Genomic DNA, 15,536 nt, shown 5'->3' with positions numbered 1-15,536 from the left:
AATGGAATTAAGCAATGAACCGAGGGAAGTGAAAGATAGTTCTTCATGCTTTATTTATGGTAATTCTGCGAAAAAAATTCATTCATAAGATATTGCCAATAGGGAATTATAAATTTAAACCATTAATCATTAACTGTACAATAGGAGTTAATTATGAGCAAGACCAACAATCTAATTATTTCATCTCAAATCATTAATACAATACAACAAAGTAATGATCCTTGGGGAATCAAAGATCAAAACTCATGCTTTATTTATGGCAATCAAGCATTAAAGTCTCTCAAAAATTTCCAAAAATCATTTGATTTTGAAGGTCTTTATGATGATGAGCTTCCTTGGAATGGCGCTGAATTTGCAAAGGAATATATTCATCATGATCAAAAGGTAATGCAAGAAGAAAAATCATATGTTTCTCTCGAAACACATATTTGGGGTGAAATAAAATCATTTTCGTCTTATTTCTGTGAAAAATCCCCCCTTTACCATGAAAATGGTGATTGTATGGGGATTATATATCACTTATGGAAAGCCCAAGATTTCTCATTAACCCGTTTATACCATGGTAAACTCCCAGCTTCTATTCTGTTCCAACCACCAACGAATCTTTTTACTCAACGGGAATGGGATATTATCTTCCTCTCCTTGCACAAATATACCAGTAAACAAATGGGCAAGATGCTAGATATCTCCTATCGCACAGTTGAAACCCATATGGCTCGGATATATAAAAAGATTGGCGTTAATTCCTGTTATCAATTGGAGGAATATTGTCGCCTCAATGATTATGATCTCTATGTGCCAGAAAGATTTGTGCACCCAGAAAGCAGCATGTTTCTTTAAGTCCAAAATTATAAAGGAGTTTTTATGAAGAAGAACTATGCGATATCACCTCAAATCATCAACACAATGGAATTAAGCAATGAACCATGGGGAATAAAAGATAGTTCTTCATGCTTTATTCATGGTAATACGGCATTTAAACGCCTACAAAACCTTTCAGATTCATTTGATTATGAAGGGCTTTATGACAATGAAATCCCTTGGAATGGAGCTGAATTTTCAAAAGAATTCATAAATCATGATAAAACTGTAATGGCAAAAGAAGAAAGAATATGTTCCATTGAAACACATATATATGGGAAAAATAAAATTCTATCATCCTATTTTCAAGAAAAACTCCCATTATATAATGATGAAAGAGAATGTGTCGGGATCCTTTTCCATGGATGGAAAGCTAAAGAGTATTCATTGACCCAGTTACATCAATATCATAAAAATTTACCCTCATCCATTATACTCCAACCACCAACGGATCTTTTTACTCAACGTGAATGGGATATCATTTTTTTCTTTTTACAAAAATACACCAGAAAACAGATTGGACAGAGATTGAATATTGCTCATCATACTGTTAAAACATATATATCCCGGATATATAGCAAGATAGGTATTAATTCCAGTCAACAATTAGAAGAATACTGTCTGGCGAATAATTTTCATCATTATGTACCAGAGAGATTTTTATTGTCTTAGAAATCGTATTATCAAATGACTCTTGACAATGAAACTTAGAGTCTATCCTAATAGACGTCATTGTTGCAGGCCGTTCTTATAATGAAGAGTAAACACGGGCAGCACACAGGAACATACATGTAGCATATGAGGGGTGATTCGCTTCACTCACCCTTCTATCCACATTAAAAATGTATTTAAAAATTACCACTTTTCTCAAAACACTGCCCAGATTTGCTCTTTATTACAGATAAGAGTAAATAAAATAGTTTAGCAAAACAGCTATTAAGCATTAGGGAAAATAATTATTCATCAATTGACAATAACGAGGATGCTGATAATTCTAGGTATAATCTACACTTATTTATCGTTGATAACATATACTTTCTCACTAAAATATGTCCAATATCAGGTGTAGAAGAGAGCACAGCAACAGCCTCGGGCTATTTACTCAATAAAAACTCAAAACAATTTCCGTATAAATAATATTTATAGTTATATTCATTTAAATTTAAAATTACATTATTAAATAGTAAAAAATCAATTAATAAACATACGTTTTTTGACGAGAAAGTTATTTTCTTCTATTATAGATAGGTTCACTTGAAGCGTAATCGACAAACAAAAATTTTAGATAATAATTTAAATAAAGATTTATGAGTAACTATGTCAAATATAAGAAAAAATCCCAGCAATATCACACCACAATTAACTCAAAAGTGGGAGAGAAATGATAAACCTTGGGGAGCCAAAGATCTGCAATCAAGATTTATTTATGCCAATCCTGCTTTTTATCAACTATTCAACCTTCCTGAAGATTTCGATATGATATTATAGGACTTAATCATGAGCAAAACCAATAAGCTAATTGTCTCACCTCAAATCATTAACACAACACAGCAAAGTAATGAGCCTTGGGGAATAAAAGATCAGAATTCATGCTGGACTTATGGCAACCTGGCATTTAAACATATTCAAAATCTTCCAGACTCATTTGATTACGAAGGATGTTTTGACGCTGAAATCCCCTGGAATGGCGCTGAGTTTGCCAAGGAATTCATGGATCATGATAAAAATGTAATAACAAGAGGACAAAGAGTATGTTCACTTGAAACACACCAGTATAGAAAAGATACATTTCTGTCGTCTTATTTTTGCGAAAAATATCCACTATATAGTGATGAAAACGAAAGTATCGGGATCCTTTTCCATGCATGGGAAGCCAAAGAGTATTCATTAACCCAATTACATCAATATCATAAAAAACTACCCTCATCCATTATACTCCAACCACCAACAGATCTTTTTACTCAAAGCGAGTGGGATATTATTTTCTTCTTTTTACAAAAATACACCAGAAAACAGATTGGACAAAGATTGAATATTGCTCATCATACTGTTAAAACATATATATCCCGGATATATAGCAAGATAGGTATTAATTCCAGCAAACAATTAGAAGAATACTGTCTGGCTAATAACTTTCATCATTATGTACCAGAAAAATTTTTATTAACTTAAAAATCGGATTATCAAACTATTAACATAATTTTCAATTACCGATAATAACTGCGGCAGCCTTGATTGATTAATAAGGCTACCGCTGAAACAATATATCGACTCCATTTTGGTAAAAGGGATCAAATGGCATATTAGGGTGTATCGGGTAAAAACTGCCAGCGCCAAACATGCAACCTAAACTTACTGCCACAATCCAGACAACTAATCTTGGGATTATTCGGGGTGGTGACTACTCCCACGATATCCAAATTTAAAGACTGGCAATGAATGCAGCAAACCCCCTGCTTTCCAGGCTTAAATCCTAACATATACCGGGGATACGGTGTAATAAGCTGATCGCCCAGCTCATCAAACAGCGGCTGTAGCCGTTTACGATAGTAGTTAAATACCTCCAATTTTCGCAGTTTACCTATTGCCAAAGCTTTCGTAGGTCGCCACTGTGTCCACAACATGACCAACACGGAATACAGGCGATAGTAATATTTCTCCTGCAACCGATAAAATATCGAGCCAGCACTGGCAGAAAACGTCTTATCACAGGCCCGGCAATAATATTCATCATGGTGATGCTCCCTAACGTAGGTTGTCAAACGCCGATTCCCACACCAGGGACACTCATATACCCCGCCCAAGAGCGGATTCTGTTCATCCAGACGATCAGCCAGCACCCGCAGTACCGGCTCTCTTTGCCAGACAGACCTTAAATGCTGGTATTGCGCTTGCGTGGTATGCGCAAATAACCGCTGGAACCAATCCGGCACCGGTACCCTATCATCCGGCCTTTTCTCTGCAAATGGATCAATACCCTTGGGAATTTCCGGATAGAGCACAAATTGATGCTGGCACGCTTCACAGTGAATCATTGGGTTGCCCGCAGGCATCTCCTCAGCGTAGCTTAATCGTGATGACCGGCATGCCGGGCAATCTACTCCTTGCTGGCCCGGCATGAAACCCAGCAAATAACGGGGATACAGTGTCACCGGACGTTTACCAATCAGCATCAGAACCGACTTCAACCGCTGGCAGTAGCCCCTCCAGGATTTCCTATAATAACAACCACTTATCCAAATCGCCTCTTCAATATGCCAACAGCCCCAGAGCGTTACCAAAACCGCGTATAAACGGGCATGCTGACTATGATCAAGTTGATGAAATGGTGTGCCGGAATAGTAAGAGTGGTGAGACTGACAGAAACGACAATAGTGATCCGGATGTGTAGACTCCATCAGTCTCATGAACCTGACTTCATGATTTCCACTGGGAGTGCAACGCATTTCCTTCGGTGGATGATATTTATCAAGTTCAGCCGCCAGTTCACGCAGCACAGGTTCACGCTGCCAGATTTGGCATACAATGGCATACTCCTCTGCCCCCAAATGAGAGAAAGCTTGCGGATACCAGGCAGGCAACTGCAAAGCGTTAGTCACAATATTGTTCATAATAAAAATAAATTCCTTATAGCTCATTGAATTAACGAAAATACTTTTTCGCACTAATTAGCTCCACCATCTTAAAAATAATGATAGATATAATGATATTCTGTATTTAATTACATTTATCGCTATCCGCAAGCACCCGGTCTTTTACGAAAGGTTTTCGTTATTGCATCCCAAAACGTGATCAGTTCATCTTCGGTATATGGCGGCGAAGGTAACTGGTAATTCATTAACATAATACCAACACAAACTTTTTCTTCATCCACCACCATATCATTTATAATAAAATCAAATCGATACCGAGGATTACTATCAAAAGGTTGCAGACCTAAGGCTAATAACTCTTCCCCATGAATGCCGTTTATTTCTCTTTCCCCGTTTCTTATTACCCTGCCACAATTAATGAACCAATCCCTTTCAACTTCACCAATACGTTCAAGCAGAGTATCTTCTTTAAGGTCATTAATTATTTCAATACCGAATGTGAAATGATCATTCTCATCTCCCTGATAGGCAAAAGTCATATTCACTTTCTCATCATCATTATCATGACTGGCAATAAAACCATCAGGGATACAGATCCCTGCCATTGTCGGAATTTCTCTATCCTTTCTGCCACTGATTCTGGAAAGAAGCCTTTGCATTTTGTCCAAGGTTTGAGAAAGCATTTTATATTGGCTTTCGTCCATTCCAGATTTTATATAAATATTTCTTGAATAACTGTATTTGTCATCTGAAATTTCTGTAAATTTCATCTTTATAACAAAAGCCACACCATTATCATATAAATGGGCTTCTAATACTCGGGTGAAGCCAGGTTCACTGACATTGTTATTTCTGTCAAAAATAACACCGTATAAGCTCCCCTGGAGATGATGAACCTTTTTTAAAAAGGGCAGATCTTTCGGATCGGCAGTTCTGGTCACCCTTAATTTCTGCTCCCTTATTTGTATCCACTGTTCAAATGTGGATAAATGCAAACGCTTGGTTTCTATTCTTACATCACCAATAAATATCCCAGTATTGATGATGTTTTCAAATGATAAGGGAATATCAATCAGATAACGCCCAACGCAACGGGTCTGCATATTTGCTAATATTTCAGATTTCATTTTATTTTCCTTTTTGGTTAAGATTGAATTAATAAAATTTAGAGGTACGCTACCGCCCATAACCGTGTACCGAGGCCCATAAGGTAATGATATATAATGTTTTTATGATTTTCATAGCGGAACTCAACGCGTTTCAGATGGTTGTGTTTCTTTTTAGCAAGGGCTTTGATGTCATGCATCAGCGGTGCCACTTTTACCACCTTCACGTTGTCCAGTTTATCGCTTGCACTTTGCCGCTCTCATCCAGTCAGCCCAACCCCACACTGAAAACGGGTGGTCTGTTTCGCTATGGTCCATGTCACCCATAACGGACGATCAATTTTCACGTTGTTACCCCTTGGCTTTCAGCATCTGAGAAACCTGGATATAGATATAGCCGGCATCATCGCTGTCGCGGAACGCTTGTCACTCGGTGTATTCAGCGCGATCAAAGTAGGTACCGATGTTTTTAATCGCAGCCACTTCTTCCATGGTTTTTTTACCGATATTAATGCGCGCTTTGGGAATTTCGTTTTGAAAACTCTGTGCCACAAGCAACTCCTTAAACAATACAGATAGAATGAATGGCATGATGGTTATGCCATAACGCAATTCAGAAACAAAAAACCGGATTCAGATATTTCAGAGCAGGCAGTTAACCGGGCAGCAAATAAGAGAAAACCGACAATGCCCGTGCCAATAAATAAATGAATTTACCAGAGCAGGCCATTTCCTGGGAAATGGTGATTTTCTAAACAGTTTTATATAAAATCAAGACATTTTTTATCCTATAGCACTTTTTGCACAAAGATAATCAGTCATAAAAACCAACGTATCATATAAAAAACACACAATATATAAACATAAACCAAACGATATGTCATTTTTTTCAAGAAAATATTGCTTTTATTTTTATAAAGTGATAGAGATTTATCTATTTTATTATTTTTCAATTAGTTATGAATATTTCATACCGTTAAAGTCATTTTTATATTCACAGCATAATAGGTTAAGTACTTAGTAGAAGAAGTAGAAAAAAAGAAATGCGTTTAATGCGAATGAGAATAAATTCTGTAATGCAGGATAAGACGTGATAGAAATAGTCAGAAGCAATGGATTAATAAGGATATTATTCGTGATATTTTACAGAATATTGACCATGTTGAGGCTCAGATAAAAAGATATATTTATCTTTACAGCCCCCTAAATGGTGATAATAATTATAAAAATATAAGAATTCTATAAAATAGAGATAACTTGCTTTTCAATAAAGAGAGCAACACCCGCCACGCTTGTTATCGGTTTAACAATTAACGCAAATTGGCAGGTTCTTTACCTTCATTTTACTTGGGAAGAAATATCCGGCCATTATTAATACATTTAATTTAATAATAATAGCCGCCAATCGCCGTCGATAATCGCTTGCTATTCCTGCAATATCACTGATATCACACCGCCTTCGCTTCACAATTCATTGCCAACGCCATCGTTCCGTCCCCCATTTAACATCTCCAGCTTTATCACCACTTTCTAGCATTTAATATATCTCATTCCCCATTGTCAGGATTAAATAACCCAACATTGATCACATTTCACACCATCAATTCAGACAGATAATTAATCACGCATTAGAATAGTTCAATTATGACACTATTAAATTATCAATATTTCCTATGGAAAGATTACCGTTTTATCAACGAAGCCCAATTAACTTAAGAAAAGAGAGAGTACGATGGATAAGCGCAGCAACCCGTTGGTCAGGGCCACGAGTTATCTTTTAATTTACCTGACCGCAATCCAGCCGCTGCATCCGGCTATCGCCGCCGGGATAACGCCGGATAATGACCGCACACAGGTACAACATCAGGGTAATGTGCCGGTGGTCAATATTGCGACTCCGAATGGCGCGGGAATATCCCATAACACCTATCAAGAGTTTAACGTTGCCACTCAGGGCGCCGTACTCAATAACGCCACTCAAACGGCGCAATCACAGCTGGTCGGGCAACTGAACGCCAACCCTAACCTGCAAGGCAACGCGGCGGAACTGATTATTAATGAAGTCACCGGTAACGGGCGCTCTGAGCTGCAAGGCCAGTTGGAAATTGTCGGCAATAAAGCCAATGTGATGATTGCCAACCCCAACGGCATTACCTGTGATGGCTGTGGTTTTATCAATACTTCCAGCGCAACCCTGACCACCGGGAAACCCCAGTTTGACAAACAGGGTGCGCTGGAAGCATTGGAAGTTAAACAAGGCCAGATCACCCTTGGTGGCAAAGGGCTGGATGGCAAGGCGACAGATTATGTCGATATCATCAGCCGGGCCACGGAGTTGAACGGGAAAATTCAGGCCAATAATCTCTCTCTGACGCAGGGCACCAACCGCATCAGTTTAAAAGACGACACAATTAAATCCATTGCCGGAGAAGGTGCTAAACCGCAATTAGCCATTGATACCAAAGCGTTGGGCGGTATGTATGCCAATAAAATCCGGCTGGTCGCCACTGAAGATGGCGTTGGGGTTAATCTGAAAGATGTGGTTAGCGACCAGCGTGATATTACTTTAAACGTTAATGGCAAAATTGAATTAGGAAATACCAAGGCTAAAACCGACTTAAATATTATTAGCAAAGAAACTTATATTGCGCCGAATATTAACGTGCAAGCAGGCCGGGATATGACCCTGGCAAACACCACATTGGAGAATAAAGGTAGTGTGACCGCCGGTCGGGATATGCGGGTATTCGGTGACACCGTGCGTAATACCGGTGATAAAGCCTTACTGCAAGCCAACGATAATCTGTGGATACAGAAAGATGCGCAGGGGAATAAAGGTCAGTTAGTCGAAAACAGATCGGCAACGATAAAAACCGTAAAAGGGGATTTGGTTGTCAGGACAAAAGAGCTGAATAATACCCGTAACATCTTTGTTATTAACAATAAACAGATAACCCCCGATTTTACAGACAGAGATATGACCGTTCTCAGTGATGTCAGTATCTTTGGCAATCCCTATACGATCACCGCAGAGTTGACACCCCTTCCTGATAAATGGTTTGGACCTGTTTATTTTAGTCGTCTTGGTTTTGAGGATAACGGAACAGAAAAAGCGTATTTAAATAATACCCGAATGAAAAGTTGGGTATTAGAAAATTCTCTGCCCGGTCTTATCCTCTCAGGAGGAAATACTTACATTAACAGTGATAATTTATCCAATCAGATAAGTAAAATTGAAGCTGGAAAAGATATTTTTCTCGCTGGAAATAAGTTTATTAATGAAAGCCAAAGAAAAAGCTCACTCAATCATTTTATTATTTATGATCTTAAACTTGAACCCGTCCCGACGGTCTATCCTTACAAAAAATCAGGCGAAACTCAGACCTGGAATGACGAAGACGATGTCATTGAACCCGCAAGCATCATCGCGAAAGGGAGCCTGGTTGCTGATTTCAAAGACAGTATCAACATTAATACCGCTCTTCCTTATGATATTAAAACTGTCTCAGAAGTTAATGTCAAAGAACGACCGGAAACAGTATCCGCTGAGAAGATTATTCTCCATGCCGGGCAAATCAATATCACTGATAAAATAAAGGCAATTAATGAATTAAACATTATCGCTGAAAAAGAGATTAATCTTCATGATGCCGCACTGCTGTCATCAAATAATTTATCGATGACAGCCATCAACCATATTAATGCGTTGCAAAGTGAAGTAAAAGGGAAAGATATTACCCTTATTAGCCGTCATGGCGATATTCGGTTTCAGAGCAGTGACAAACCCGGTTATTTTAATGCCGATAATACCCGTAGAATAAGTACATTAAGTGCTAATGGCAGTTTAACAATCCAGGCAGGTAAAAATCTCCTTTTACAAAATACCTGTTTAACCCCGAGTACGGATATTTCTCTGACAGCTAATCATGATATTGGGATAGAAAACACGGTACAGCTCTCCCCTCGACAAACGGGTCCTATGCCTCCGGACAAATGGGATACGGATCTGCTGAATGCTATTCTGCCTGAACAGGAAAAGGGAAATATTCATTTCCTGTTGCCAATGACCGGCGTTTTACATGCCTCAACGTCATTGATGATTCATGCGGGAGGTGATTTCGTTGCTCAGGGGGCTTTCATCTCAGCCGGAAAAGATGTTTATTTAAGTGCGGCAAAGCATATTGAACTCGGTTCCCGAGCCTTAGTTTTTCGTAAACTGGAAGGCATTTTTTTATCGGGTAATTATATTCCGCCTTCACGTTCATTAGAATCAGGCAGCCGGATCACAGCAAAGAATAATATCAGCCTGATCAGTGGTGGTGATATTAATGGGAAAGCCGTTCAGATACAGGCAAACGGTAATACATTATTATCCGCAGGAAGAAATATCACATTCCCTTCCCTGGCTTATTCTGCCATTAATCAGGTAAATGATAACAACAAAGATGACCGGCATATTATTGCCCAAATCCGGGGTGATAAAAAACTGACGATAGCAGCAAATGGCACCCTCACCACCGCCGGTGCCAAATTGACTTCCGGGGGTGATGTCACGCTTTCCTCCGGCGGCAATATGCGTTTTGAATCGGTGCAAAATCACACCTCCCGGGAAAGTGGCAGGGAATTCACCGGATCAGTGACTCAACAAGGCACTGAACTGACCAGCGGCGGTGTGCTGACCGTTATCTCAAACGGCAACATTCTTTTCCAGGCCACTCAACTGGCGGCCAAAGGAGCCATGGATATCGCGGCACAAGGCGGCTATCTGTACGCTCAGGCGATGGAAGAATCCAGTCACTATGAGAAAACCGAGACAAACGCCGGTGGTATGGCAAGAAGAAAACCACCACCCGCACTCGTCATGACGTCACCAACAAAGTCACTGAATTTACCGCCGGCGGCGATATTAACCTGTTAAGCCGGGATGACAGCACCTATGAAGCCAGCAAAATCGCCACCCATCAACATGCCAAACTGACCAGTACGCACGGTCAGGTTAATTTTAAGGCGGTAAACAACAGCACCTTTGCGCAAACGATTACCCATTCCAAAGGGTTCTACATCAAGCAGACAGATAAAGGTTACACCGAAAATNCCTGGGTGCTTCCGGCTATTCATCTCGGTGGAAAACTCACTGTAGAGACCGCCAACGGTGTCAGCGCGGACATTAAAGCTAAAAATGGTCAGTCATTACAAAATGCCGTCTCCGTCTTCGGTAATACCCCGGAAACCGCCTGGCTGAAAGGACTCAATGAACGTCAGGATGTGCAATGGAACTTAGTTAAAGATGCGTATGACAGCTGGGATTATAAAAGCCAGCACCTGAACCCGGTGGTTTCGGCGGTTATCGCGATTGCTGTCGCCACCGTGACGGCAGGCGCAGGCATAACGGCTTCGGTGGCCGGATCAGCCGCAGGCACGGCAGGTTCAGCGGCGACGGCAGCGGGGGCTACCGCCAGTACTGCCGCTACCGTGGGCTCCATGGCTTACGGTGCGACAGCTTCCGGCATGGCGGCTCTGGCCTCTCAGGCGGCAGTCNCTNTTGGTGGATAATCAGGGTGTCTTGTCCAAAACCTTAANAGCGATGGGAAGCAGNGATACCGTTAAATNAAATTTTCNNGTCCATGGCAATGGGTCGTNCACTGACGGGTTTGGATNACGNGATGGGAGGGGATANTGNGGCGAATGGCCCAAATCTGNATCTGTTAANGGCAAAATTACNTTNCTTGAGCAACGGNGACTGGAGCAAAGTGGCTCAGCGGGTNGCGGTCCAGTCCATTATNGGNNCCAGTCTGGGGNCANCGATTAATNGNGGCAGCTTTAAANACAATTTCACCACAGCCCCTGCTGTCTAATATTGGCAGCCAGATTAATGCGGAAGGGGCCAATCNGATTGGCAATANCGGCCAGGTTCTCGGTGTGCCGGGTAAAGGGATTACCCACGNTGCTGTCTCCACTCTGGCGGCAGAGAAGGGTGGCGGTAATGCAAAAGGGGCCGCGGCAGGTGCATTAGCAGCGGAACNGGCAGCNATCACGCTGGATAAANCCTTCAGGGANCCGATGCACNTTCNAACCGGTGGCAAGATTATCGGTGGTGTTGCAGGCGCGATTGCGACTAATAGCGCAGAAGGCGCTNACAGTGGTGCTAATCCCGGTGAAATCGTGATCCTCTTCAATCACCTGCATTCCATGAGTGTTTACAATCTGACCAGAGAACTTCAAGAGGCAAATAAGCAAGGAGCCTCTACCGAAGCCATCTGGAACATATACGGAATACTGAGCGCTGCGCAACGGGCAGAAATGTTGTCTGACTGTGCAGGAAACGGCGGATTATGCACACTGACCTATCAGGCTGAAATGGAAAGTGGAATAAAAACAGCCGATGCCGTTAGTGGCCTGAGATGGATGTTTGGCTTATCAGAGGAAGATGCCCATCGTCTCAGCCAGTTTGTGACCACAGAAAACCAGAACGATTTAGGGCTGTTGTATAACTCGCTGCCCGCCTGGGAAAAAGGTGCATTAATAGTCAAAGAGGCGGTAGAATCTGCCGGTATTGGTGGTGCAGTTGGTAAAGCTTCGGTTGCTTCGATTGTTGGGAAGAATAAACAACCTTATCAGCCGAATGAGGGTACAGAGGGGAAACCTAGAACCGGAAAGGGGACGAGTGTAGTAAATCAAGGAAATAAATTTACTATTAAGGACTTAGTAAGTTCTGCCAACAAACCAATGAATCCACAAGGTCTATCTGAGGCTGCTAGGGCATGGGAAAAGCACGCAGGTCGACAAGGTGGAACATTTGAACCACTAAAAGGAAATGTGGCCAAAAAAAATGCGACAGCAAATAAATTTGTTAATGAAGTATTACTAAATCCAGATACTGTCAAAACAGAGTTATCCCGTGGTGGTGTTGAATATCGACTACCTGATGGAAGAGGTGTTCGCTACAATGCAGATGGATCTTTCTCAGGTGTTCTAGATCCGAAAAGGAATAAATAATTATGCATACAGATTTTAATGTTGATTTTTTCAGTGATAATAAATATGAAGAATTAACAGTTGAGATATCATATAAAAATCAAATGCTTTGCCAAATTAATAAGGATAAGGGGATTGAACATATTGAAGTAGAGTTTTTTCCCGATTTAAGAATATTATCTGAACAAGTTGAATTGAAGTTTCCATTAGATGAATTTATTGAACTTCTGATTGAAACTAAAAAGGATCTTATTGATTCATAAAACTTGTATATTTTAAATTTTGGTTTTAGTTCCCCCTAGATCATCTGAACTGCCCCCAAAGGTTAGGCACTAACTGATTTAAGGTGCAGTTCACCAAAAGCTGGGATATTTGCTTAACGTTTAAAACAATCATATAACTTGCTAACCCGCCTGGGAAAAAGGTGCACTGATAGCCAAAGAAGCGGTAGAATCTGCCGGTATTGGTGGTGCTATTGGCAGTAAGGTTTCGGTTGCTTCGATTGTTGGGAAGAATAAAGGCCAACAATCTTCACATAACTATACGTTAAACAAAAATGGTCAAATGATAGGTGCAAACGGAGTTCAAGTACCAAGTAAAACAATTTGGAAAGGAGTAGGTAAAGAACGTATTGATGTGGAAAACCCAAATCCTGGTCAACGAGCAGGGCAATTACACTATCAGGACAATCAAGGAAATAAATATTATTATGATTCTATTTCAAATACATTTCCTGATGCGCCTAAAAAAGTCAATGAGTTATTAAAGGATAGTAACTTTAAAAATGCGATTGATAAAGGTATGAAACAATATTTAGGGGAAAAATGATGCTAAAAATTAACTTAAAAATGAAACAGAAAATGAAAGAGTTAAAAGGGAATCATCTGGTTCTTACAGATGAATTACAATCAATCATTTCCAGTGGATTTATTGAAAAAGAACATTGCTTTTTCTCTAAAAAACTTATGAATTATAGCTCTTCTGCATCAAAAAAACATTTTCAGGATTGTGTTGGGTTTGAATGTTTTGTAAATTCACTTCATATTGATGACTATGTGGATAAAAATCATTTAGAGTATTCAATATTATTTTGCAATTCTTTACTTATTTCATGGGAATATTTAAATCCTAATGATAAACTTAATGTTATTATTTCATTAGATGAATTTGGAGCTTTAATTAAATTTCATCTAGATAGGAATGGGGAAATGTGGTTAAGTGAAGACTTAGAATCATATGATGAGCCTATTTTAATAACAAACAGTTTTATTAAACTACAGTAGAAAACACACAATAAATAATCTAAATATAACCATATGCTTATATATGGTTGTATTTGCCAATTCGATGCCCCAAAGATAAGACAAAAAGTGCAAAAGCGGAAGGCAGGAGATTGCCTAAATGAAAAATAAATCCCTTTTTGAAGAGTTAAAGAATTATTATTTGAAGATATTGTCTGAACAATATAATGCTAAAGTAGATTTAAACGACTTAGCTGTGAATTATGGTAAGGATGTTGATGTGTCCTGCATTGAATATTTACAAAGATTATCTGATAGTCAAAATTAGCAGCGGAACTGGCAGCAATCACGCTGGATAAAACCTTCAGCGACCCGATGAACATTCAGGCGGGTGGCAAAATTATCGGCGGTGTTGCCGGGGCAATCGCAACCAATAGCGCAGAAGGCGCTAACAGTGGTGCTCATGCTGGGGAAATCGTTATTGTCTATAATTCACTGGCACACCTTCTGTCCGCAGCAGAGAAAGAAAGACGGGGTACAATCAAAGCTTACGAGGAGAAAAAGAGAGCATTTTGTCAGCAGTCACCGGAGGCGTGTAAACAAGCCGGGGAAATTATCAGCGTTGGTACTGACTTCGTGCCCGTTATTGGGGATATTAAAGGTTTTGTCGAGGCTGAAAGCGCATTAGATTATCTGGTCGCCGCGATGGCCATTATTCCCGGTGCAGGTGATGCCGCCGGGAAAACTATCAAGGCGGTAGAGAAAGCCTTACAAAAAGGCAACGTTGGGGAAGCTTCTACACTTATCAATAAGGCCAGTGATGAAATTACATCAATCTCACGCCCCGGTCACAGAAAATCAGAAATTGATGTCGGGAAAGATTTAGGGGATGGCTGGAGTGGTCAAGTGACTTTTAAAGAGGGTAAAGAAGTCCCCTATGGCACTAAAGGCAGTGTTCGCCCAGACTGGTGTCAGGGCAATGTTTGCAGTGTTGAAGTGAAAAACTATAACATTGCAACGAATAAAAATGGCCTGATTAATAATGTTGCCAAACAGGTAATTGAGCGGCAGAAAAACCTTCCCGCAGGAATGGAACAACAGGTTGTTATTGATGTTAGGGGACAAGCAATAACTGCCAAGCAAAAAATGCAAATAGTTCAAGGTATAGTGCAGAAATCAAATAGCGCTATAAGCTCATCATCCATTAGGTTTAAAACAGAATGAAAAATGTTGGTATACATGCTGCTATGACATTAGCTGAAATAGGCCCTGCATCTGATATAAATGGATTTTTCAATTTAGTGGTAACGTTATTGGAACATCGTAATAAAGGGAGTAAATATCCTTGGGTTACAGAAAATCTCTATCGGCGTTCTTTGAAATATGGGGAACTATCAAATGTCAAAAAAGATCTTGATAGCATAGAAAGGTCATTTTCACAGATATCAGCTAAAGATATTGATTGGATGTCGTTAGGAGTGAATGTAAATAATACGAAATTAAATCTGAATGGAGAGTCGCTATCAGTTGTTTTTAAAAGGTTTTTTAGTGCATTTTCTGAAGCATTAGAATGCACTGAAATTTATTATCAAGAGCTTAATGAATATATCCCTGTAAGAATTGGTTTTACTGATACACCATATTACATTGATGAGATTAATCGCCCTCTTGAGCAATACGATGCTTTAGGCCCACACGATCCGCCATTCTGGTTACGTTAAAACGGATCCTGAACTAACTCTACACTAAGCAGCTAATGA

General features: G+C 40.0%; 15 protein-coding genes and 3 pseudogenes. 13 read left to right on the top strand and 5 right to left on the bottom strand.

Annotated elements, in window-relative coordinates; all coding sequences use genetic code 11:
• Positions 1-153: 153 nt before the first annotated feature.
• The 4 genes from PTE_RS03795 to PTE_RS03785 all read left to right on the top strand — a co-directional run bounded on the left by PTE_RS03795 (position 154) and on the right by PTE_RS03785 (position 3,033).
• Entirely contained in the window at positions 154-840 is a 687-nt protein-coding gene (locus tag PTE_RS03795) for a helix-turn-helix transcriptional regulator (RefSeq protein ID WP_036843276.1), read from the top strand.
• 24 nt (positions 841-864) lie between these two features.
• Positions 865-1,533: a LuxR C-terminal-related transcriptional regulator gene (locus PTE_RS03790; protein WP_036843274.1), complete on the top strand. Its 669-nt coding sequence runs from the start codon at positions 865-867 to the stop codon at positions 1,531-1,533.
• Between the two features lie 645 nt (positions 1,534-2,178).
• The gene (locus PTE_RS24840; RefSeq protein ID WP_339366705.1) at positions 2,179-2,349 is read left to right on the top strand and encodes a hypothetical protein; all 171 of its coding nucleotides are present in this window, start codon (positions 2,179-2,181) and stop codon (positions 2,347-2,349) included.
• A gap of 9 nt (positions 2,350-2,358) precedes the next feature.
• Entirely contained in the window at positions 2,359-3,033 is a 675-nt protein-coding gene (locus tag PTE_RS03785) for a LuxR C-terminal-related transcriptional regulator (RefSeq protein ID WP_036843273.1), read from the top strand.
• Between the two features lie 131 nt (positions 3,034-3,164).
• Here PTE_RS03785 and PTE_RS03780 read toward each other — a convergent pair whose 3' ends face one another.
• From PTE_RS03780 to PTE_RS26790, 4 genes and pseudogenes are all read right to left on the bottom strand, one after another.
• Positions 3,165-4,472: a hypothetical protein gene (locus PTE_RS03780; RefSeq protein WP_036843547.1), complete on the bottom strand. Its 1,308-nt coding sequence runs from the start codon at positions 4,470-4,472 to the stop codon at positions 3,165-3,167.
• A 122-nt stretch (positions 4,473-4,594) separates the two neighbouring features.
• Positions 4,595-5,581: a T6SS immunity protein Tli4 family protein gene (locus PTE_RS03775; RefSeq protein ID WP_036843272.1), complete on the bottom strand. Its 987-nt coding sequence runs from the start codon at positions 5,579-5,581 to the stop codon at positions 4,595-4,597.
• A 110-nt stretch (positions 5,582-5,691) separates the two neighbouring features.
• A pseudogene (locus PTE_RS26220) lies at positions 5,692-5,796 on the bottom strand (type VI secretion system tube protein Hcp); the annotation flags it as partial.
• 190 nt (positions 5,797-5,986) lie between these two features.
• On the bottom strand, positions 5,987-6,112 hold the full coding sequence (locus PTE_RS26790) for a hypothetical protein (RefSeq protein ID WP_274534084.1): 126 nt from the start codon (positions 6,110-6,112) through the stop codon (positions 5,987-5,989).
• A 1,180-nt stretch (positions 6,113-7,292) separates the two neighbouring features.
• Between PTE_RS26790 and PTE_RS26215 the strand changes: the two genes are divergently transcribed.
• A complete protein-coding gene (locus PTE_RS26215) occupies positions 7,293-10,478 on the top strand; it encodes a two-partner secretion domain-containing protein (RefSeq protein ID WP_051477136.1) in 3,186 nt (1,061 codons plus the stop codon).
• Here PTE_RS26215 and PTE_RS26785 read toward each other — a convergent pair.
• Complete coding sequence (locus PTE_RS26785) at positions 10,475-10,606, bottom strand: hypothetical protein (RefSeq protein WP_280739715.1); 132 nt, start codon at positions 10,604-10,606, stop codon at positions 10,475-10,477. The two genes, PTE_RS26215 and PTE_RS26785, sit on opposite strands and share 4 nt — an antisense overlap.
• Positions 10,607-11,184: 578 nt before the next feature.
• Between PTE_RS26785 and PTE_RS27415 the strand changes: the two are divergent.
• From PTE_RS27415 to PTE_RS03745, 8 genes and pseudogenes are all read left to right on the top strand, one after another.
• Positions 11,185-11,415: pseudogene (locus PTE_RS27415) on the top strand (DUF637 domain-containing protein).
• Positions 11,369-11,509 (top strand): annotated as a pseudogene (locus PTE_RS26925) (DUF637 domain-containing protein); the annotation flags it as partial. The pseudogenes PTE_RS27415 and PTE_RS26925, both read left to right, overlap by 47 nt.
• A gap of 1,049 nt (positions 11,510-12,558) precedes the next feature.
• A complete protein-coding gene (locus PTE_RS03765) occupies positions 12,559-12,798 on the top strand; it encodes a hypothetical protein (protein ID WP_036843271.1) in 240 nt (79 codons plus the stop codon).
• A 301-nt stretch (positions 12,799-13,099) separates the two neighbouring features.
• Complete coding sequence (locus PTE_RS03760; protein ID WP_051477129.1) at positions 13,100-13,363, top strand: hypothetical protein; 264 nt, start codon at positions 13,100-13,102, stop codon at positions 13,361-13,363.
• The gene (locus PTE_RS03755) at positions 13,360-13,818 is read left to right on the top strand and encodes a hypothetical protein (RefSeq protein ID WP_131601404.1); all 459 of its coding nucleotides are present in this window, start codon (positions 13,360-13,362) and stop codon (positions 13,816-13,818) included. Before PTE_RS03760 ends, PTE_RS03755 begins: the two co-directional genes overlap by 4 nt.
• Before the next feature lie 118 nt (positions 13,819-13,936).
• The gene (locus tag PTE_RS25570; RefSeq protein WP_152961582.1) at positions 13,937-14,104 is read left to right on the top strand and encodes a hypothetical protein; all 168 of its coding nucleotides are present in this window, start codon (positions 13,937-13,939) and stop codon (positions 14,102-14,104) included.
• 47 nt (positions 14,105-14,151) lie between these two features.
• Positions 14,152-15,000, top strand: coding sequence for a hypothetical protein (locus PTE_RS03750; RefSeq protein ID WP_110742759.1), 849 nt, complete (start codon positions 14,152-14,154; stop codon positions 14,998-15,000).
• On the top strand, positions 14,997-15,497 hold the full coding sequence (locus PTE_RS03745; RefSeq protein ID WP_036843269.1) for an Imm70 family immunity protein: 501 nt from the start codon (positions 14,997-14,999) through the stop codon (positions 15,495-15,497). The genes PTE_RS03750 and PTE_RS03745 overlap by 4 nt, the downstream gene beginning before the upstream one ends.
• Positions 15,498-15,536 lie beyond the last annotated feature (39 nt).

Source organism: Photorhabdus khanii NC19 (assembly GCF_000517265.1).
Classification (GTDB): Bacteria; Pseudomonadota; Gammaproteobacteria; order Enterobacterales; family Enterobacteriaceae; genus Photorhabdus; species Photorhabdus khanii.
The sequence above is the reverse complement of the archived record's forward strand: the minus strand, read 5'-3'. Positions and strand labels throughout refer to the sequence as shown.

Bases quoted from the DNA above. Each gene is read 5' to 3' on its own strand.
- PTE_RS03795 (WP_036843276.1), top strand. From the start codon at position 154: ATGAGCAAGACCAACAATCTAATTATTTCATCTCAAATCATTAATACA.
- PTE_RS03790 (WP_036843274.1), top strand. From the start codon at position 865: ATGAAGAAGAACTATGCGATATCACCTCAAATCATCAACACAATGGAA.
- PTE_RS24840 (WP_339366705.1), top strand. From the start codon at position 2,179: ATGTCAAATATAAGAAAAAATCCCAGCAATATCACACCACAATTAACT.
- PTE_RS03785 (WP_036843273.1), top strand. From the start codon at position 2,359: ATGAGCAAAACCAATAAGCTAATTGTCTCACCTCAAATCATTAACACA.
- PTE_RS03780 (WP_036843547.1), bottom strand. From the start codon at position 4,472: ATGAACAATATTGTGACTAACGCTTTGCAGTTGCCTGCCTGGTATCCG.
- PTE_RS03775 (WP_036843272.1), bottom strand. From the start codon at position 5,581: ATGAAATCTGAAATATTAGCAAATATGCAGACCCGTTGCGTTGGGCGT.
- PTE_RS26215 (WP_051477136.1), top strand. From the start codon at position 7,293: ATGGATAAGCGCAGCAACCCGTTGGTCAGGGCCACGAGTTATCTTTTA.
- PTE_RS26785 (WP_280739715.1), bottom strand. From the start codon at position 10,606: ATGGGTAATCGTTTGCGCAAAGGTGCTGTTGTTTACCGCCTTAAAATT.
- PTE_RS03765 (WP_036843271.1), top strand. From the start codon at position 12,559: ATGCATACAGATTTTAATGTTGATTTTTTCAGTGATAATAAATATGAA.
- PTE_RS03760 (WP_051477129.1), top strand. From the start codon at position 13,100: ATGATAGGTGCAAACGGAGTTCAAGTACCAAGTAAAACAATTTGGAAA.
- PTE_RS03755 (WP_131601404.1), top strand. From the start codon at position 13,360: ATGATGCTAAAAATTAACTTAAAAATGAAACAGAAAATGAAAGAGTTA.
- PTE_RS25570 (WP_152961582.1), top strand. From the start codon at position 13,937: ATGAAAAATAAATCCCTTTTTGAAGAGTTAAAGAATTATTATTTGAAG.
- PTE_RS03750 (WP_110742759.1), top strand. From the start codon at position 14,152: ATGAACATTCAGGCGGGTGGCAAAATTATCGGCGGTGTTGCCGGGGCA.
- PTE_RS03745 (WP_036843269.1), top strand. From the start codon at position 14,997: ATGAAAAATGTTGGTATACATGCTGCTATGACATTAGCTGAAATAGGC.